The sequence below is a fragment of the Emticicia aquatilis genome, assembly GCF_014644295.1.
Lineage (GTDB): Bacteria > Bacteroidota > Bacteroidia > Cytophagales > Spirosomataceae > Emticicia > Emticicia aquatilis.
Window position 1 is genome coordinate 517,256 of the sequence record NZ_BMKK01000001.1, and the last position, 21,180, is coordinate 538,435.

The 21,180-nt window shown below is 38.2% G+C and carries 14 protein-coding genes; 3 read left to right on the forward strand and 11 right to left on the reverse strand.

Going from position 1 to position 21,180, the window contains the following annotated elements; genetic code table 11:
• Position 1 precedes the first annotated feature (1 nt).
• The 6 genes from IEX65_RS02240 to IEX65_RS02265 form a co-directional block, all read right to left on the reverse strand.
• On the reverse strand, positions 2 to 829 hold the full coding sequence (locus IEX65_RS02240; protein ID WP_188764220.1) for a sugar phosphate isomerase/epimerase family protein: 828 nt from the start codon (positions 827 to 829) through the stop codon (positions 2 to 4).
• Between the two features lie 169 nt (positions 830 to 998).
• Positions 999 to 1,850: a sugar phosphate isomerase/epimerase family protein gene (locus tag IEX65_RS02245; RefSeq protein WP_188764222.1), complete on the reverse strand. Its 852-nt coding sequence runs from the start codon at positions 1,848 to 1,850 to the stop codon at positions 999 to 1,001.
• A 96-nt stretch (positions 1,851 to 1,946) separates the two neighbouring features.
• Positions 1,947 to 2,723: a 3-keto-disaccharide hydrolase gene (locus IEX65_RS02250; RefSeq protein WP_188764224.1), complete on the reverse strand. Its 777-nt coding sequence runs from the start codon at positions 2,721 to 2,723 to the stop codon at positions 1,947 to 1,949.
• A gap of 139 nt (positions 2,724 to 2,862) precedes the next feature.
• A complete protein-coding gene (locus IEX65_RS02255) occupies positions 2,863 to 5,541 on the reverse strand; it encodes a c-type cytochrome (RefSeq protein ID WP_188764226.1) in 2,679 nt (892 codons plus the stop codon).
• A 125-nt stretch (positions 5,542 to 5,666) separates the two neighbouring features.
• Positions 5,667 to 7,175, reverse strand: a complete 1,509-nt coding sequence (locus IEX65_RS02260) for a RagB/SusD family nutrient uptake outer membrane protein (RefSeq protein ID WP_229250490.1) — start codon at positions 7,173 to 7,175, stop codon at positions 5,667 to 5,669.
• A gap of 22 nt (positions 7,176 to 7,197) precedes the next feature.
• Positions 7,198 to 10,233 (reverse strand): SusC/RagA family TonB-linked outer membrane protein, encoded by a 3,036-nt coding sequence (locus IEX65_RS02265; RefSeq protein ID WP_229250508.1) that lies wholly within the window; start codon positions 10,231 to 10,233, stop codon positions 7,198 to 7,200.
• Between the two features lie 402 nt (positions 10,234 to 10,635).
• On the opposite strand from IEX65_RS02265, the gene IEX65_RS02270 reads away from it, so the two are divergent.
• Genes IEX65_RS02270 through IEX65_RS02280 form a run of 3 tightly spaced genes read left to right on the forward strand, consistent with a single transcriptional unit; the run spans position 10,636 to position 14,257 of the window.
• Positions 10,636 to 11,124 (forward strand): GyrI-like domain-containing protein, encoded by a 489-nt coding sequence (locus IEX65_RS02270; RefSeq protein ID WP_188764230.1) that lies wholly within the window; start codon positions 10,636 to 10,638, stop codon positions 11,122 to 11,124.
• A gap of 2 nt (positions 11,125 to 11,126) precedes the next feature.
• Positions 11,127 to 11,513: a DUF7793 family protein gene (locus tag IEX65_RS02275; protein ID WP_188764232.1), complete on the forward strand. Its 387-nt coding sequence runs from the start codon at positions 11,127 to 11,129 to the stop codon at positions 11,511 to 11,513.
• 56 nt (positions 11,514 to 11,569) lie between these two features.
• The gene (locus IEX65_RS02280; RefSeq protein WP_188764234.1) at positions 11,570 to 14,257 is read left to right on the forward strand and encodes a hypothetical protein; all 2,688 of its coding nucleotides are present in this window, start codon (positions 11,570 to 11,572) and stop codon (positions 14,255 to 14,257) included.
• A 4-nt stretch (positions 14,258 to 14,261) separates the two neighbouring features.
• Here IEX65_RS02280 and IEX65_RS02285 read toward each other — a convergent pair whose 3' ends face one another.
• From IEX65_RS02285 to IEX65_RS02305, 5 genes are all read right to left on the reverse strand, one after another.
• On the reverse strand, positions 14,262 to 16,514 hold the full coding sequence (locus tag IEX65_RS02285) for a TonB-dependent receptor (RefSeq protein ID WP_188764236.1): 2,253 nt from the start codon (positions 16,512 to 16,514) through the stop codon (positions 14,262 to 14,264).
• A 98-nt stretch (positions 16,515 to 16,612) separates the two neighbouring features.
• On the reverse strand, positions 16,613 to 17,887 hold the full coding sequence (locus IEX65_RS02290) for a HupE/UreJ family protein (protein WP_188764238.1): 1,275 nt from the start codon (positions 17,885 to 17,887) through the stop codon (positions 16,613 to 16,615).
• A gap of 7 nt (positions 17,888 to 17,894) precedes the next feature.
• Complete coding sequence (locus IEX65_RS02295; RefSeq protein ID WP_188764240.1) at positions 17,895 to 19,274, reverse strand: DUF3500 domain-containing protein; 1,380 nt, start codon at positions 19,272 to 19,274, stop codon at positions 17,895 to 17,897.
• A 148-nt stretch (positions 19,275 to 19,422) separates the two neighbouring features.
• Positions 19,423 to 20,178 carry a LytR/AlgR family response regulator transcription factor gene (locus IEX65_RS02300; RefSeq protein WP_188764242.1) on the reverse strand — a complete coding sequence of 252 codons (756 nt, stop codon included), beginning with the start codon at positions 20,176 to 20,178 and terminating at the stop codon, positions 19,423 to 19,425.
• Positions 20,175 to 21,161: a sensor histidine kinase gene (locus IEX65_RS02305; RefSeq protein ID WP_229250492.1), complete on the reverse strand. Its 987-nt coding sequence runs from the start codon at positions 21,159 to 21,161 to the stop codon at positions 20,175 to 20,177. The genes IEX65_RS02300 and IEX65_RS02305 overlap by 4 nt, the downstream gene beginning before the upstream one ends.
• Positions 21,162 to 21,180 lie beyond the last annotated feature (19 nt).

Here is a 21,180-nt window from a genome sequence, read left to right on the forward strand (position 1 = left end):
ACTATTTTAGGTTAGGAATTAGGTCGTTTAATATCCAATTTCCATCATGAAGAGTTACGAAATCTGGGTCTTCTAAGGCCTCTTCGCCCTCGTCTTCACAAATAATCCAACCTTTGTAATTTATATCTTTGAGCCATTGAGTAATCGAAAGAAGGTCAACTTTTCCTTTGCCCATTAAAGCAAATTCGGGTTCACCATTCCAGTCTTTGTAATGAACATGATTGATGAGCGAGGCATATTCTTTCATTTTTTCGAGTGGATTCATATCGCCATTGATGATATGACCAACGTCGGGTGTCCAGCCAGTTACTGTGCTATCCAATGATTCTAAAACTACTTTATAATCTGACTCTGTGCGAATGATTGAACTGTGCGGAGAATTAGGGTGAAAACTACAAGGAATGCCTTTTTCTGCTGCTCTCTTTGAAACCGTATTGACGATATTCACTAAATTTCGCTGGCGATTTTCTAAATCGTGGCGACCTGTTGGAATTTGAACCGTATTTAAAACAGCTCCAGGAAAACGCTCCAGCAATGCAATGGCATTATTAGCAATTTGTTTTTCGTTTTCAGATTCTTCCGTTCCATTCCATTCTAAAGCCAATGCAAGAGCGGCCAGTTCGATGCCTTGTTCTTTTAGTTTTGCCTCCAAACGGTCGGCATTAACCAAATCGCCCATCCAAGTAAAAATTGGTTGAATGCCCGTGAAACCTGCTTTGGCAATCACTTCTATCATGTGACCCAATCGCCCTTGGTGCGTTTGGCCGTTGCCACTCATAAACCATGTATAAACTTCCGAACCAAATCGAAAAGGCAATTTTGCTTTCATTTTTGTATTGGGTGAATAGTTGTTTGTTACTTGTTATTGGTAGAATGGTTACTGGTTTACGGCTATTAATTACTAACGAATGCTTATTTTGATATTTAATTAACTGATAGTCACCAACTTAAAACATAAAAAAACAATAAGTAACAAATAACCAATTTCCAGTAACTAATCACAATCCATGTTTTTGACACATTTCCTTAATAAATTTCAAACCACCTTCGGCAATGTGCCACGGGTCGTTATATTCTCGCCATACGTTGATGGCATTGGCAAAATCTGGGTCATTTCTTGAAAAAGCTTCAATCGTTAGCCAGCCTTTATAGTTTGCGGCAGATAATGCGGCAAAAGCATCATCAAAAGGAACGTGTCCGTCACCGGGAGTACCTCGGTCGTTTTCGCTGATATGTACGTGGCTCAAATACGGAGCAATGGTATTGATTGCCGTTGCGTATTTTTTCTCCTCGATATTGGCGTGGTGCGTATCAAACATGGCTCTAACATTCGGGTGGTTAACCATTGTTATCAATTTTGATAATTGTTCCATCGTGTTGCACAAATAGCACTCAAAACGATTGAGGGCTTCGGGAGCTAAAATGATGTTGGCTTGCTTGGCGTGTTCGCCTGCTTGATATAAAATTTCGGCAGCTCTTTTATACTCTTCGTCGAGAGCAGGATGAGCCTCAAAATGTGCATGAGCAGAATGAAAAGGCCCACAGAGAACCGTCGAACCTAAATCATAAGAGCGGTCGATTGCCCATTTTATTCGGTCTAAACCTTTCTGACGCACACTTGCTGACTCATTGATTGGATTGGCATCGGGGCTAACAACTGTGACCGTTGTAACTTCTAAACCAAGTTCTTTCGAGTGTTTACCTACTACTTTATACGCATTTTCGTCAGCTGCACCCACAAAATACTCTACGCCATCATAACCAATGGTTTTTAATCTTTCAATAATCGGAAATAATTCCTCTGAAACATTGGCTGACCATGCCAAAACATTGAATCCTATTTTATTCATATATTAGATATTAGACATGAGACAAAAGACAAGAGAATTTATTTGAAAATGAAACCTTTAGAAAAATCTCATGTCTCTTGTCTTTTCTCTCTTGTCTTATTTCAATTCTTTAATTCTTAAATTACGATATTGCACTTTCATGGGTGGACCTACGTGAACCTGTACGCCCAAAATACCTTTTGATTTTCCATTTACTAAATCATTGTCGGTTACATCGCTCATCAGAATATCGTTGATGTAATGCTGTAAACGATTGCCTTTGATTATTAGATGAAAAGTATTCCAATCTTGCTTATTTATTTTGGTTTTCAGAGCCTCATTTTCACCTAAACTTCCTGTTACTTTGAGGTCGGTCCAAGCATTTTTTTGTACTTTTTTACGAACCTCTTCGAGAGTCATCGGATTTTCTTGTGGGTTTATTGTGGTAATCTGACCACGATATGCCAAGGTTGTACGACCACGCTCTTCGTAGTTTTGACCTGTATAAGTATTATTTCCATCAATATCGGCCTGATAACCTCGCAAAGCGTAGGGAATATCGGGCAGCTTAACGCTGCGATAATTAATACCAGAATTGCCTTTTTCGGTAATATTAAACTCTCCTTTTAACTCAAAATCGGCTGGTTCGCCTCCTTTCCATGTGATAAAAGAATTGGTTTTGAGCAAAGTTTCGGGAGTGATTTCGCCCACTAAATTGCCGTTTTCTACTCGCCAATATTTAGTGTCACCTTCCCAACCATTAAGCGTTTTTCCATCGAAAATTGACTTGAAACCCTTTTCACTTTGAGCGGTATTTGAAACTTTACAACCAACTGCCAAGATAGCAATTACAACTGCAATATTCCAATATTTTATAGTATTTTTTGTTGTCATTGGTGTATGATTAAAAAAGAGGATTCATGTTTTAATTTCTCTGTATCCGAACGCATTGACTTGATTTTAAATATGCCTGCCCAAATTCGTTGTTACTCCTTCAAACAAGCATATTAAACTTAATCAAATCTACTTCTAATTACTTTTTTGGTTTAAACATGGCGTTGTTTTCGTTTCCTCCAGCCATCAGATACGCCATTAAATCTTTCAATTCATCTTCGTTCAAGCTATTTATCAAACCACCAAACATAATTGATGCCGAAGACGGTTTTGATGAAACTACGTTCTTTTTCAAAACCTTCTCCAACTCATTCGGAGCATACGGGTTCTGAGAAATGTAATAGGCCGTTTTATCTTCATTGATTAGACGTCCTACGATTGAGCTACCATCTTTGAGACTATAATAAGTAGCTGCATATTGGTCAGAAACCGTTTTATCAGGCATGATGATTGACTCCAACATATCTTTTGAAGAAAAACGGGTATATAATTGACTCAAATCTGGCCCAATTGCACCGCCATCACCTCTCATAGCATGGCACATCTTACAGGTTGTGGCGGCAAACATGGCTTTTCCGTTTTCAAAATCTCGGTCGGTTAGGCCTTTTTCAACGATAGGTAAGGCATTTTCCATTCTCCAGTTTCTGCCAGGGCCTTTTGGTGCAGTTAACGAAATAAAATCATTACCATTTTTACTTAATCTTTCTGCACCAGCGAGTTTTTCAAAATAAGCCCTTTTATTATCAGGAACATTTTTCAAAGCCAGTTTTAAAGACCTATCCAAGAAACCGATGTAGCTATTTCCGCCTTTGTATTCAAAAGCTTTGTAATACCATTTAAAGTATTTGTCTTGAAGTTCGGGAGTCCAACCTTCTTTAGCTAAGCTCAACATAACGGCATAATACGTGTGTTGGGCTGGTGGAATATTGGCCAACATCGCAGCAATATCTTTCCCGTATTGAGGATTTCTTAGAATCAAATCGCTTGAAGCGGTGGCTGTTTCAACGTTGAGGGCATCGCTTCCTGGCTCGGTTTTAATATCCATCAAGGCCATTGTTTTTGCCACTGCTTCAGGTGCATCTAAATAAATCAACAATTTACTTAGTGAGCGATTTAGGTGTGCGGTATTAGCTGGGTAAAGTGGGTTTAGGTAAGCTATCACTTTTGGTTTAAGTGTTGCATCTGGCTGACCCATACGAAGGAATGCCAACTCAAATGCTCTCAATAAATCTAATTGTTGCGATTGTTGCAAAGCTTTGAAGTTTACGCCCAAAAGTGCATTTACGATTTCGTTTTTCTTAGAACCATCGCCCATGCGAATCAATGAAATCAATGACTGAGTTAGAGCAACTGGGTCTTTTTCTTTCAAAGCTAAATCTTGCCATTGTGCAACTGGTTGATGCTCCAATGCCAAACGTGCAGCATAACGAATGAATCTATCTGGACTTTTTAACTGAGGCCAAGCCGTAGCTACTGCGGCAGGGTTTGGTCCTCCAGTATGAAATTTCTCCAAACTTCTACGTAACGCATTGGCTGAGTTGATTGGTGCGGCAGCAATTGGAGCAGTGCTTTCGTTGCCCACGTAAGAAACACGGTATAAATCACAATCTAAGCGACGACCACCAGTTAGGAAATACAAAGCACCATCGGGGCCAATCGCTCCATCAGTCAAAGGCAGTGGAATACCTGACAAAAACTCTTCTCTTTCACCCGTGAAACTTGAACCCGCTGGTTTGAGATGAATAGCGTGCATTACACCAAAAGTCCAGTCGAAGGCCAAGAGGGTATTTTTGTATTTTGCTGGAAATTTGGCGTCTTTCAAGTGTAATAAATTCGTAGGCGAACCTTGTCCGATATTGATGACTGGCGGAAGATTATCTGGGAATGTTGGCGACCATTTACTATTACCAGTTCTCCAACCAAATTCTGAAGCACTCGTAGCGTGAGTAATACGAGTCGGGCGATACCACGGCAAGCCGAAGTCCCATTCCATATCGGCATCATAGACAAACAAATCTCCGTTTGCATCAAAAGCCATATCGAACGCATTTCGGTAACCAGCACTTACCAGTTCCCATTTTTTACCTTCGGGGTCAAGGTTTGCAATCCAGCCGCCTGGAGCGTAGCGGTCGTTGGCGTGTCCACGAGGGTCTTTAATTAATGGAAACATTTGGTCTTCTTTCCAATTTGATGGCAGTCTATATGAATCCAATGGAGGAACATCTGTATGGTTTCCATTAATAACATAAAGTGATTGTTTGTCAGGTGATAAAACAATACTGTGAGGGCCATGTTCGCCATCGCCAACGAGTTCTTTTAGCAAGGTAACTTTATCATATTGGTCATCATTATTAGTATCTTGAAGGCGATACAAACCACTTTTTTTAGTAAAAATCTTATTACCCTTACTATTATTAATCATTACGTAAAGGCTATTGAAAGCATAGAGCAATCCGTGTGCATAGCCCATACCCATGGTGTCGGTAGCGGGGCCAACCTGTAATTTTTCAACATCCGATATTGAGATTTTGCCATCAACTGCGGGCATTTTCAAACGAAATAACTTACCATATTGGTCGGAGCAAATCATTCGACCTTTGTCATCGAAAGTCATTGATACCCAAGAACCTTGCTTGTTTTCAGAAGGGCTGTAAAGATGCTCGGCTTTAAACCCTGCTGGGTATTTTAACTTGTCAAGTTTAGGGTCTCCGGTAGTTACTGCGGACAAATTAGGTTCTTTGAGGAGAGTGAAAGAGGCGGCTGTTGCGACAGCGACCAATCCAATCCCCAGTTTAATGGAGTTTTGTCTTGAAAACATAATTAATGGAAGGGTTAAATATTTTTTTGTCGAATAGTGTAATTTCATCCCCACTTTGAATTACCAGTACATCATGAGTTGAAATTTTCTCACAATGTACTGATAAAAAAGCTATTTTAAAAAAATTAAAAATATGGCGATAAAGCTGCTTCGTCGGCTGGTAGTCCATACAATACACTAATGTTTGAGAAGGCATTACTACGCACGGCTGCACCTTCTGGATAATAATATGCTACTGGATTAGCTTTTACTCTATTTCCGTAAGCCGTGATAACTTCAACGGCAGTTCCTGTGCGTACGAGGTCGAACCAACGTTTGTTTTCAAAGGCCAGTTCGCTTCTGCGGTCTTGGTAAATTTGAGTTCTTACGGCTGCTTGCGAAGTGGCAGTTGCAGCAGGTAAACCCGCACGTGAACGCACTTGATTAAGGAACGGCAAAGCTTCAGCCATTTTCCCTTGTTCGGTTAGTGCTTCGGCTAAGAATAATAAAGCCTCCGAATAGCGGTAAATTGGGAAATTATTACCTGTATTACCATGTAGAGAGTGTGTTTTAGCAAACTTCTTATTATAAGGAAATCTTTTATCTGCTCTTAAACTACCGCTGATGGTTACATAGCCAATAGTTCCGTCCAATCGCTTATCGCCTTTTTCATAAGAAGCAATCAAATCAGGCGTTGGAGCTCCGTTGCCTTCGCCCGTTAGTGGTTGAGGATTTGATGTTCCTGTGATTGGCTTTAATTCATCTGGACTCATCGGGCGTGGCAAATAGTTATAAATAATTGCTCCGTTATAGCCCGATGCACCTTCTTGAAACTGTACTTCAAAGATTGACTCTGCATTATTTTTGTTTCCAGTATTTGTTGAGAAAGCATCATTGAAATCAGGCATCAGCTTGTATTCGTTGCTTGCTACTATTTCTTTCAATAATTTCTCTGCTTCAGCCCAGTTTTTACGCACCATATAGACATTCGCCAATAGCATTCTTGCAGTTCCCGAAGTAACTCTACCTGCTTCTTGGGTTGATTTTGGTAATAACCCAGAAATAGCAGCCGTAGCGTCTTTGATAATTTGTGCATAAATTTCATCTACAGAAGCCAATGGCAAAGCTGCTTCCTGACGATTAGTTACAGGTGTTAGGTGCAAAGGCACTTTTCCGAAATACTGCACTAACTCAAAATAGGCGTATGCTCTAAGGAATTGAGCTTGGCCTTTCAGATTGTTTTTTGATGCCGCAGCAAAATCAACTGCATCAATCGACGTTAAAATTTGATTGGCACGGGCAATTATTTGAAAATCAAGACGATACTGGTTCAAAACGTGCGTATTTGACGTAACGCCATTTGCGGTTGGCACCGCAAAATCGGCGATGTCTTCTTGTTGCTCGGTTGCTCCGAAGAGAATATTTCTATAATAATACGCATTATCAGAGTGCATTTCGCCCAAAAGCCATGCACGGTCGTTTACGATTGCTCGAAGCGGCACATAGTTAGCATTAACTGCCTGTTGAAAATCAGCTTCTTTTGTAAAGAATATGGCGGTACTGAGGTTAGTTTCTGGGACAACAGTCAAAAAGTCTTTATTACAACTCATTAAGCCCAAAAACATAAACAGTGCTGTTGTTGTTATCTTTTTCATTATCTTACAGTAATTTCGTTAATTAAAAGTTCAAGTTTATACCAATAGTATAGGTTCTTGGTACGGGATAGTTCGATAAGTCGACACCAGGACTTAGATTTCCTCCATCTCCATTGCCATCACCTTGGGCCGATGTCTCAGGATTTGGCCCACCCCAATATTTAGTAAATATGTACAATTGTTGTACAGATGTATAAATACGAGCTGACTTAAACACTTTATTTGGCTTAGGAATAGTATAGCCAATAGTTACGTTTTTGATAGTGAAGAAAGAGGCATCTGCCACAAAACGGCTATTCATCCAGTCACGCTCAATACCTGTTACGTTACCACCACCAACGGTTGTTCCGTACATTCCCTTTCCAGGATTATCAACTGAGCGAAAACGATATTTAACGCCTTCAACCATATTGAATACCCCATCAAGATTGGCAGTACTATAAATGTGGCGAACCAATAATTGATTGCCTTGCGAACCTGAGCCTATGATACTTGCATCGAAATTACCATAAGAGAAGTTATTAGTGATACCGTAAGTAAATTTAGGAAAAGGATTACCCATGATTACTCTATCATCAAAATCGCCACCATTGGTGATAATTCCATCTCCGTTTTGGTCGGTCAGTTTAATACTTCCTACCACCGAACGGCCTGGTACTTGTGGTGAGTTTTTGAGGTCTTCGGCATTCAAATACACTCCTTGAGCAATATGTCCGTAGAATTGACCAAACGGATAACCTACTTTTGTGATGTGGAAAGTACCATATACACGGTCGATACCATCGGCCAGTGCGATTACTTTATTGCGGTTAAACGAAATATTTGCATTTGTACTCCATTTCAATTTTCCTGTTGTATTCTTGGTATTCAATGAAAACTCATGTCCCCAAAACTTAATTTCGCCGATATTATCATTAAAATTGCTAAAACCAGCCTCTTGAGCAATCTGAACACTGTAAAGTAAATTTGTAGTACGTTTATTATAATAGTCATAAACAAACGTAATTCTGTCATTAAACAACCCTAAATCTAAGCCTAAGTCAAATTGCTTAGTGGTTTCCCAACCTAAATTATTGTTGGCCAATGTTGTAACCACTGCACCCGGAGCAACAGTATTACCAAAAACAGCATTAACTGTATTGTTAATCAAAGCATAAGGTGTGTAATTACCGATGTTGTTATTTCCAACAACACCATAGCTTGTTCTTAGTTTTGCAAATGATATTTTTGGAATTGATTTCAAGAAATTTTCATCCGAAATAACCCAACCTGCCGAAACTGAAGGGAATGTTCCCCAACGATTATTAGAACCAAAACGAGAAGAACCATCACGACGAACCGAAGCGGTAAACAAATATTTTCCTTTATAATTATAAGTTAATCTCGAAAGCAATGATGTTAAAGCCCATTCTTGAACATTAGATTGAGTACCTCCACGGTTGATATTAATTGCTCCCTGAATAGTTGGGAGACGGTCATCAGCATACGTATCAGCTTGAATACGAGTACCTTCTGCACGGAATCTTTGTTGTGTGAAACCGCCCAAAATTTCAAAACTATGGTCTTTGATACTTTTTGCATAAGTAGCTAAGTTTTCGTTCAACCAAGTCAGGTTTTCAAAATTCTGACGAATAGAAACGGCTGTTGTTGGAATCGCAACGTTGATGGCACTTGTAGCCGTTGATGGATTAAAGAAGAAGAATTTATTACGATTCATCTCCACATTAAATGAAGATTTCAACGTCAAGCCTTTGATTGGTTGGTAGGCTATATAAGCATTTGAAATCAAGTTCAATGTAGTTGTTTCATTCACTAATTCATTGGCGGCTCTTACCCAGTTAGGGTATGCAAAGATATTTCCTGTACTTGCAGGGAATCTATTAAATAATGTAAGAGTTTTACCATCTGCTTCATAAATAGGCATTACTGGCCAAGTATGAAGTGCATTGAACAAGATACCCGTTCCTCTATCACCGTCAGTTCTTGGCGTATTGTCGAATACATATTGTGGAGCGATATTGAAACCAACTTTCACTTTATCAGAGATGTCATACTCCGAATTCATACGCAACGAATATCTTTTGTATTCATTATTAATCACCACGCCTTGCTGATTAAAAACACCCCCAATAAACGATGTTCTTGATTTTTCTTTATTAGATGTTAGTGTTAGATTATAGCTTTGTACAGGAGCTTTTCTTAATAATGCACCATACCAATCATTGTTTTTGCCTGCGTATTGTGAAGGGTCTTGAAACTCGGCAGGAACTGGTTGACCAGCATCTGTATAATATTCTTTCTTGAACTGAGCAAATTCTTCAGCAGTGAGCATTTTCACTCTACCTCTCATCGGTACTTCCTGAATACCTGCAAAAGTACTAAAGCTAACATTTGTACCAGACCTACCTTTTTTGGTAGTGATTAGCACTACACCATTGGCAGCTCGTGAACCATAAAGTGAAGTAGAGGCTGCATCTTTCAAGATAGAAATATCTTCAATTTCATCTGGATTCATGGCTCCGATACTACCCGTAATAGGGAAACCATCAATTACATAGAGAGGGTCGCTACCAGCTGAAACCGAAAGTTGACCACGAATCCTGATATTCATTCCTTGGCCAGGCTTACCTGTGGTTTGATTGATTTGAACACCCGCTAATTGCCCTTGTAATTTTTGACCAATTTGCGATACAGGAATATCTTTAATTTCTTTCGACCCAATGGTCTGTACGGCCCCAGTTACGTTTTTCTTTAACTGACTACCGTAGCCCACTACGACTATTTCGCTCAATAATTTGTCATCGAGAACTAAAGAAACGTTAATCTCTTTTTGACCTGTGTACGCAACCTCGCTGGGAGTGTAACCCACAAAGCTGAATACTAAAGTTGAATTATTCGGTACATCCAATTTGTAGCTACCATCGGCATCAGACTGTGTGCCTCGATTTATACCTTTGATAGTTACACTCACCCCCACCAATGCTTCGCCATTTTGGCCAGTCACTTTGCCCTTCACTTGTTGGGCAAATGCAAATGAAGTACAAAACAAAGCCAACATCAGCGAAAAAATACTCGCATAGAGTTTTGTTTTGTACAAAGTAAATCTTTGTCTCATTTGATTAATGTTTTAGGTTGAAATAGAATGATTATTGATATAAGGATATTTTTCCTTGATATTATTCAAATATTATTTTTTTTTAAAAATGTACTATCCTGTACTGTACTGTGCTGTATCAAGAAAAAATAGTACTTTTTTAAGTTTTTAGAAACAAAAACTCGCAAAAAAGGTGAAGTTTTCTATTTTTGTTTTTGTGCCAATCAAACAATAGTTGCGACAAGAGGGCAAAATTTACCAATAAAAAGGCATTTATTTACTCTTTGAACATTAAGTACCCTGTGTTCAATAAATATATTTAAAAAAGTCAATTTTTTTTTAAAATTTTTCAAATACATCATACACATGGACGCACCAGTAATCAATATTTTAGCACCAAAAACACTCATCGGGAAGAAACTCGAAATGAGTTATATGAATAATCGAACTGGTGAGCTATGGTGTAGTTTCATGCCACGAAGAAAAGAAATACACAATCAAATTGGTTCAGAGCTTTACTCAATGCAGATATACAACGGTATCTTTGATTTTAGAAATTTCAATCCAAATGATACCTTTACAAAATGGGCGGCCGTTGAAGTAAGCGACTTTGAGCAAATTCCCGAAAATATGGAACATTATACCCTAAAAGGAGGGCTTTATGCAGTATTTACTCACAAAGGGCCAGCGAGTGCATTTATGCCAACTTTTCAATATATTTTTGAAGAATGGTTGCCGAATTCGGCGTATGAAGTCGATGACCGAGAACATTTTGAGCTTTTAGGCGAAAAGTATAAAAACGAAAGCCCCGATTCAGAAGAAGAAATTTGGATACCAATAAAACCTCGGTCTTAAATATGCAAAAACATTCACCACTCATCGAAGGCGAAATAGCTGATTATTATCTTGATAAAGACGGAATCCTCTACTCCTACTCAAAAAGTATTAAACGCACCGTAGAGAATATTGGCAGAAATGTGGCTTTAGTGAAACAAATCACTGGTAATAAACCCGTTCCGCTATTAATTTATCTAACAGATTCACCAGTACCAGATAAAGCCACTCGCCAATTTTCGACAGAACAGCTACCACAAATTTATAAAGCAATGGCGATGGTATCGAAACCGGGGCTTTCGCAGTTGATTATTAGTATTTTGTTCAAGTTTCAGAAGCCTCCGATTCCAATGAAATCATTTACCGATGACCAAAAAGCCCGTGAATGGTTGGTGCAATTTTTGCTGTAAAATCTAAAAAAAAGTAAATTGGCTGTTGATTTACACAATTATAATTTATCCATCATATGAAACGCACAATTATCTGCACTTTTCTTTTTCTGGCATTTCATTTTTCGTTTGCTCAAATTTCGCTTTTCAAAGATATAAATACACTTGAAGCCGGGTCAAACCCTGCCAATTTTGTTGAGGCAAATGGTTTGGTATTTTTCACAGTTCAGAGAATTGATGGCTATTATTTATGGAAAACAGATGGTACAGAAGCAGGCACGAGACAAGTTTCTGAGCAGAAAATCGTAATTAATTTGTTCAACAATACTTTTTCTAATTCCGTAACTAATCTTTACGTACACAACAACGAGGTGTACTATCAAACCAAAAACGCAAGCACTGGAGTAATTGAACTATGGAAAACCAATGGTACAACTCCTGTCTTGATTCTTAATAATTTTACAGGCACACATTTTTTTTCGTATAATAATAACCTTTACTTCTTTGATTTTGCTACCAGTATTTACAAAATAGAAAATAACAATGCCAGCTTAGTAAAAAGTATTCCAAACGTAACACTTCTTGAAAAAACGGTATTGATGAATAACATCGTCTATTTCTTTGTAAAGGGAAATACTGCCATTGAGGTTTGGAAAACTGATGGAACAGAAACAGGAACAGTTCAAATTACTACCATTGACAATACAATAGATATCTACTATAATTACAATACAAATGACCCCAAGATTGTAGGTACTGAAAATCAGATTTTTCTGTTTGTGTATCGAATGCGTAAAGATGAAATAAATAACCTATTGTTATACGATACTGAGCTATGGAGAACTGATGGAACAACAACAGGTACAGCATTAATAAAAACAATTCTCACTCAGAATGATTACAGTATAACTTTTTCAGCTAAAAGTCCGACAAAATTTGGTAACAAAATTGTTTTTAATGAGAGTGGAAAACTCTGGATAAGCGATGGTACTGAAGCCAATACTCAAATTATTAAATCTTTTCAATCAATCTACAACAATCCTTATACTCGGTCGTATGGAGTATTAAATGATAAATTTTTCTTTTCTGCCCAAGAAAATAATGATTTTGAACTTTGGATTTCAGACGGTACATATACAGGCACTCAATTACTGAAAGACATCAATCCAAATGAAAGTTCGCTTCCCAATCATTTCGATAAGATAGGAAACAAGGTATTTTTTAGAGCCAATAATAACAATGAACTTTGGAAAACCGATGGTACAGTAACAGGAACAGTATTTGTACAAAACATTGCTAAACCTGATGGCTTATCACCTTTCGATATTACTTCTCTCGAATATATATATACTTCCACCAATCAATTATTTTACAAAAACTATGATGCTCAAAACAACTATGAATTATGGATATACGATGGTGTAAGCAGCAAACTGGTCAAGAATATTGTAACCACAAGTTCTAATTCAAATGTCAGCGATAAAAGAGTAAAAATAGGTAATACTTGGTATTTTAGTGCGATTGACCACCAAGGAGCTGAACTTTGGAAATCTGATGGTACAATAAATGCAACAACAATCGTAAAAGATATTAGTGAAGGAGCATATAGTACTAATATTCGGGAAATGGTGGCCATTGGAAATATTGTTTATTTTACAGCTAACTCAACTACTGATAGCAAAATGAGACTTTGGCGGTCAGATGGAACCAACACAGGAACTTTTGAAATTCCCCTCAGTAGTGGTCTTCAAGGCGATATTGGTGTAAATCCTGAAAAACTAACAGTTGTGGGAAACAAACTTTTCTTTAAAGGGCTTTCTACTCAGGGATATCTTTGGGTGAGCGACGGTACAATAACAAACACTCGACCCATTAACAACAGAATAATACTTGGTAACTTAAACAATTTGACCCACGTTAATGGAAAACTGTTTTTTACAAACGAACGCTTATGGATAAGTGACGGAACGGATGCAGGAACGAAGCTTGTGAGTGAAAACTTCTTTGATACACCAATCTCACCCGTATGTCTGATAGAGTTTCAATCTAAGTTATACTTTTTCTCAACTTATACTACTCCTGCTTTCGAATCAGGTACCGCTTTATGGGAGTCGGATGGTACTGTCAATGGGACTAAAATCATCAAAGAATTTAATGAGTCTGATGATTATCTCACGTCATCTTTTCGACTTTTCTTAGAAAAAAGTACGAATAAATTGTTTTTTAGAGTAAAACCTACGGTATCAACATTTGATTTATGGACAAGCGATGGAACAGGAATTGGCACAAATAAGTTAACGACTGTTAATACATTATCAAGTCAAATAAAACAAAGTTTTAGCTCTTTAGGCAACAAGTTCTTTATGTTTTTATACTCTTCTGCCGACCGACCTGCTTGGGGTTGGTCTTCTGATGGAACGGTTGACGGCACTCAAATCTTTATTCAAAGAATACTTAGAAACACGGGAATAAGCGATGCCAAAGCCTTTAACGGCAAACTTTATTTTGGTATCGACGATGACAGATATGGTCATGAATTATGGTCAACCGATGGAACTCCGCTGGGTACACAGTTAGCTGGTGAAGTACAGAGTGGTCCAGCAAGTTCTTATGTAAATAGTCTAATGGACTTTTCAGACAAACTGGTCTTCTGGGGCTATGATAATACGTATGGAATGGAACCCAGATACTTTAACGGACAAATCTGCAAAGAAGAATGTATTCCGTTTCGGGTTATAAAAACTAAAACTCTCAACCGACAATAGTTTCTCAAAAACTCACACTAAAACTCAATTTTGCATTAAATGGAGTTCCGGGTGTAAAATGAATCTCGTTGACGGAGTTAGTTTCATTCTGCAATCTACTTTCGGTGGCAAATTGGGTTTCTTTCCATTTTGTATTAAAGATATTTTGCACCGAAAGACCAATCGAATAACGATTCTTCGTATAATTCAATAAAGCATCACTCACAAAATAGCCTTTAGCTACGATGCTATTATCTTCGTTGGCGGGTCTATCTCCAACATAACGATAACGCAGACTTCCACTAAAACCTTTGTTGTTTTTGAGTGTTAAGCCTCCAATGCTTGTCCATTTTACGGCCAAAGGAATGAGGTGTTGTCCTTCCGTTTCGCCAATGGCTCTTGGTTTGGCATAGTTTACATCGGCATCAAAAAACAAATTTTTCATTAGCTGATAACGCATAGACACATCAAAACCACTTCTTTTTGATTGACCCGAGGGTTCAATCACGCCCGCATCGCCTACATACACAAACTCTTGATTGAGCCACAAATACCAATAAGCCGCATTGATAACAATTTTCGGAATAGGCTTCCAAATTGTACCTAAATCTGAGCCATAAGCAGCAGGCAGAATCTCCAGACCACTTTTCTCCACGACCGCACGGGTATCATTTGAGTGAAAACCCTTACCTACATTCAAATAAAACTGCAAGTTTTTATTCTTGGTATAATACAAATTCAGTTTAGGAGAAACGATGGAAGCATTGGCTTTGAAAATTGCATTATTCTGCAATTTATCAAGATATTGATTTTTAAAGTAATCGAAGCGAAGACCAGCCGTTAATGAAAGCTTAGGGCTTAACTGAATACTCTCATCAATATACGCTCCTGCGTTGGCTTCATTTACATCGCCCAATTTGATGCTTTCGAGGAGCGTTGTTTTGTTTTTTGTATGCGAAAGCTCCGAATCTTTTGTCAAATCGTGACGATAATTTACCCCAATATTCAGTGTTGCTTGTTTGTTTCCTAAACCGTGAGCAATCGAATAATTTGAGTTATATCCCCACAAATTTCTGCCCTCTTTTTGCTTAATTTGGTCGCCGTTGATGGGGTCTTCCAAGAAAAAAGTAAAGTTTGAAAATAACTCAAAATTATAGTTCGAGTAGAAAACTTGGTTTTTCCAAACATGGTTTCGCTTTGTGAGAGTCAGAAATTCCGCATTGGCGTTGGTTCGGCTGGTTGTGCCACCTTCATTAGGGTCGATGGCTCCGTAGAAACCAATCAAACCCGACTCAACTGAACGGTCAGGGATTTGTCCCGAAGCACTCCATTTGCTCCAAAAAGTTGAGGCCGTAAAAGTCAAGCTCGTATTTTTGGTGATATGTCCGTGATATTTCCCCAATAAATTCAAGCGATTGAAGTTCTGCGGAGCATCAAAATACGCATCAGAGTAGCTATATTCACCTGCCAAATAGGCATTTTGGTTCTTTTCTATTGCTTTTTGTGCTAAAATATTAACAGCACCCACCAGTCGGTAAGTATTAAATTGTCCGACTTCAACTTTAGCAAAATTTTGTTCCAAGACTTTTTTCGTGCGAAAATTGGCCCAACCTGCGGTAGTGAAATTTCCTTTATCGGCATCGTAAAGCCCTTTCTTGAAATCTACGCCATCAATCAATTCGGGAATAATAAAATGAGCATCGGCGTAGCCCTGCCCGTGTGCATGTGATACCATATTGATTGGCACGCCATCGGCAGTGAGGTTAATATCTGTTCCGTGGTCAATATCAAAACCACGTAAGAAAATCTGTTCGGCTTTGCCTCCACCTGCGTGTTGGCCGATTACTAAACCAGGTATAATTCTTAAAACTTCTTGCGAGTTGTTGATGGTTCGGAGTTTAATATCCATACTCGAAATAAGTTGCTGATGCTGTGGATTGGCGGCCGAAACCTTTACTTCTTCGAGCGAAAACTCAGCACTTTTCAATGAAAATTCTATTGTGGTCGCCTCATCTTCTTTTACTATAACTGTCTGATTTTGAGCCACATAACCCATAAACGAAACTTCTACTTTATAAGGAGCAGCCCAAAGGTTATTGATTTGGAAATAGCCAGACTCATCAGTGATTACGCCTCGATTTTGCCCTACGAGACTAATACTGGCTCCTCTGATAGGTTGTTTGGTTTGAGCATCAGTCACCTTACCTACTATACTCCCGAGATGGGCAAATGCTGTTGAAGTTGATAGGAAAAAGAAAATATATTTAAAGATTTTCATTAAATTGTGTTTGCTATGAAGTGTGTTTAAAGCACAAAATAAAGCATCGAATATCTATTAGAAAACTTTTCTTGACTAAAATACTTAGAAAACATTTTCTAAACCGCCCGAGCAATATCTTCCTTATTTTTCTCTAAAAAATAAAGCAATACCGTACCAACAATCAGAATTCCCAATAACCAAGATGAGTAATTTGTGGCTTTTGCAATTAGATTCGTAATAATATTTGGCTCATCGAGTACTCGTTCGATAATCCAACCAATGGCGGCAATTCCCGCCACAACAGCTCCAAATACTCTAAAAATTGCATAAAATGAGGTGCGACTTAGCAAAAGCAACCACGGGATAACGGCTACAATCACAGCCAATTGCATGAGTTCGATACCGATATTGAAGCCCAAAATACTCAATATCATCTTGAATGGATTGAGATTTAAATCTTGTAAGGTATTAGCAAATGCAAGGCCGTGGATTAAGCCAAAACCCAATGCAATGTAGATTTCACGGTTTGGAAAAATAGGTTTGATAGCATGAATGGCCGATACTAAAATAGATACGCCAATTAGCACTTCGATAAATTTGCTGGGCAGAAAAACCCAACCTAATGCACCAAACAAAAGTGTGATAGAATGCCCAACGGTAAAGGCTGTAACGACTTTCAAGATATGCACTAAACTTTCTCGAACCGAACGCTGCGAAGCCCATTTCTTTTGATTCATCAATAATGGAATCGGTAACAAAAGCACCAAAAGAAACAAAAGATGGTCGGTTCCTTCGGCAATGTGTTGGCTGCCCAATTTTAGCATATTAGTAAAGCTCTTAAAACCGCTAATTTGCTCTAACTGAATTTTTAAAGGCATAATTTTTCCTGTGGGTATATCCCACTTTATTACACCAATTTCTTTGTTTTTATTCGCCTCATTCTGCCAATCTTCCACCGAAAACAAAATAGATTGATTAATAACTTGGTGTATGACAATATCGCAATTTAAGACGAAATTCGTAAGGCTATTTGCATTGCTGGGTCTGAGATAGATTTCGGCAATAATTTGTTGATAATCACCTATTTCTTCGGTATTGGCACCAGATAATGAAATATTTCCTATGCTTATAGTCCATTGGCTATGAAGCGAATCTGTTACCGAAATATGTTTTAAATAATACTGTTTTAAACTATCAAGCGATGCCTCAGATTTTAAATTGACTGGTTTTTGGTAAGCCATCTCCAAAATTTCGAGGGGGGTATGAAATTTCACTAAAAGTCTTTCGCTACCTACTATCAACTGAGCATTGCTATTTGGCAAGGAATGAGCTTCTGCCCATCTAAATCCTAAGATAAAGATGAGCAAAAGCAAATTTTTGATTTTAATCATTTTGCTATTATTTATTAGTTCCAGCATAGTCAGATACTCTATCTCTCCAAACCGAGTGCGGGTGAGGACCAGAATAAATTACGCCTCCATTTTGGCTGAGTTCAATCCAAACATGAGGACCATCAATTCTGAAATAATCACCTTTTGTATTCATATTACCCGTACCAGCATACGTTATATAGGTTTTGTCTATTTCGGAAGTATAAAGAGCTAAAAATTTAGCTGCACTTGCTGCATCAATATCATTTGTATAAGTTTTAATGACATTTATAGCCAATGTTTTTTGAGCATCTGTCAAACCACTACAAACCAAACCAGTATAAGTAGTTGGAAACTGCCATTCTTTTCCTGGTGAAAGTATTATATCCGAAAACGATGAACTTGATTTTGCAGTAGCCAATTGTGTGGCACTCAAACTCGCTAATAAGGCTTTCATAGCATCAGTTTCTTGGCTAACTGGTGCGTAAGTTACTCCACCAGTAGTCCAAGAAATTGGTTCAACCGCCACAAAATGAGGTGTTGCAGCTACCAACGCACCATTTGTGTAGGTATTGGCAACTGTTTTATGATGTCCTGTTTCCATAATCTCAAATGTACCTGTGGTAGAAGGTGTACCAAAGAAAGCTATATAATAATTTCCCGAACCGTAATCGCTATTAGCTTTTCCGTCAGAAACCAACCAGTCATCTGCTGCCCAAATTTGTTTTACCTCATCATAGCCTTCGTTGGCTACCGAACTCTTTGTCATGGCTTCAACCAATGCTTTTGCTGCTGCTAATTGTGTGGCACTTAAAGTACTGAACTTCAACCCTTTGCGTGCCGACATGGCGGCTGGCAAATTCGACCAAGTTTTGATGTTGGCAAATGTATAGTCTAATTGCAAGGTAGCAATCTGAGAGGCTGAAAGCGTAGCTTTAAAGGCATCGGCCAAACAAACGATTTGTTCAACGCCAGTTTTAGATGAACAGTCGGTTGTAGCACCACCAGCGGCCGAAACTGTTAATGAAAAACTACATGATTGTCCGCCAACTGTAACAGCAAAAGCAGCAGTACCAGCAGCCGATGGTGTACCAGTAATAGCAAAAGTAACCGTACCAGCACCCGATGCGAGTGTTCCAGCAGCTAAAGTGGCAGTTAGACCCGTAACGCCCGTAGAGGCAACGGCAGTACCTGCTGCATACGCAGCTCCATTTCCACCCGTGTAAGGTACGGTGGCTGTTCCTGTAAAGGCCGTACCAGCAGTTGGTGTAGCCGAAAATGTTGTCGAAGAACAACTCAATGCCGTAATGCTTGCGGTGGTAGCTGTGGAAACCTCAGTTTTCTCGCAGGCGATAATCAGTAGTGTGGCACTAATTGTAAGACTCAAAAATGCGTTCTTGAATTTCATAAATTTACTTATTTAATATTTGAAACTACCTACATAGACGGTAGAACGCATAATTTGGTGGGGTGAGAATTTGACTTTAAAAGTGAAATGGAAAAAAAGCCAAGTGAACCGTCGAAGGGTTGAGCCGTCGAACTACTGAGGACTTTTGTCAACCTTTTTCAAACCATTTCTTGAAAGACGTAACTTTTTCCTTACTAATTATAACTTCATAAGGCGATGTGGGATTAGTTTTCACCAAAACTCGACTATTGATGTAAGGCTGAATTTCAAGAATACTGTTTCTCGAAAGAAGATATTGTCGATTAGCTCTGATAAATTCTTGGGGGTCGAGTTGGTTTTCGAGGTCTTCGAGTTTGAAGTCGAGCAGGTGTTTTCGGCCATCAAAAAGTTGACCAAACACTAATCCATTTTCGATGTAGAAAAAAGCAAATTCGCTGGATTTTATGGGTAAAAGTTTATCTCGGTAACGCACCAAAAAGCTTTTTCGATAACTTTTTTGAGAGAAAGCCTGCTGTTTGATAAGCTCATTAAGGGTTTCTTGTTTGACGAGTTGCTGATTATTGAATTTTTCAATCGCAAAACTCAGCGAATCAATATCAAGAGGTTTCAGAATATAATCAACGCTGTTGAGTTTGAAGGCACGAATGGCGTATTCATCAAAAGCTGTAATAAATATGATAGGAGCATTGATTTTTACTTGCTCATAAATTTCAAACGAAATGCCATCAGCCAACTGAATATCCGAAAATATCAAATCAGGACTTCCGTTAGCCGAAAACCAACTGATTGCTTCCTGCACACTTTCAAGTATTGCCACAATTTCATACTCAGTATTGATTTGATTTAGCAAAAACTTTAGTTGATTGGCCGCCGCTATTTCGTCTTCAATAATTACAATTTTCATTCTGCTATTAATGGTAAAACTACTTTAAATTCTTTTTCGTTTTGCTCAATTTCTACCTCCCGACTTGCCAAAATCTTGAAGCGTTCATTAAGGTTTACTAAGCCAATGCCCGTACCTTCTGAATTTGGCTTTGGCTTGTGTGTATTCCTGACTATCAATACATTATCTCGTAATTCTATCCAAACACTCAATGGTGATGCAGTTGAAATGACATTGTGCTTAATGGCATTTTCGATTAATAATTGTAGTGAAAGCGGCGGAATTTTGAACTGCATATTTTCAATATCTTTGATAATCTTCAAATTATTGCCAAATCTTATTTGTAATAAGAAAATGTAGCTATCTACCAAAGCCAGTTCTTCTTTCAAAGGCACTAACGATTGCTCTTGCATGCCCAACGAATACCGCAATACTTGCGAAAGTTTCTGCAAATAACGTTGACTTTTTTCTTTGTCTTCATTAATGAGCCAACTCAAAGTATTTAAAGAATTAAAAAGAAAATGCGGGTTTAATTGATTCTTCAATGAGCTGAGCTGAACCAATAGGTTTTCGCTCTTTAGATGCTCGTTTTCGAGTAAAATTTCATTTTTTCGCTCAGTTTCTATCAAAAATCTACTAAAAAAGTAGGCAATTCCACCAAGTAAGACCCCACGTAATACTACACTTGGAAACATTTTCATTGAAAGCCCAATAACCAAAACATTGAGCGTTGTCAGAACTACTAAAAAGATAAGAAGAATGACAAAAATTTCAAAAATCATCTTTGATTTTGAAGCGTTTGATTTAGCATTACGGTAAACTAACTGGATAAAAAATACCGAATAAACAAGACAAACTACCACTTGAATCAGAACATCTAACTGGGCAATTCCTGACTTTTCTAAACGAGGCAATTGAAGAAATATAATAGGAAGATTGACAAACAATGCCAAAAAAAGCGACACTCCCCAAACAAACTGCGTAGTCGAAAAATTTTTATTCATCTTGATAAAAAATATCTCA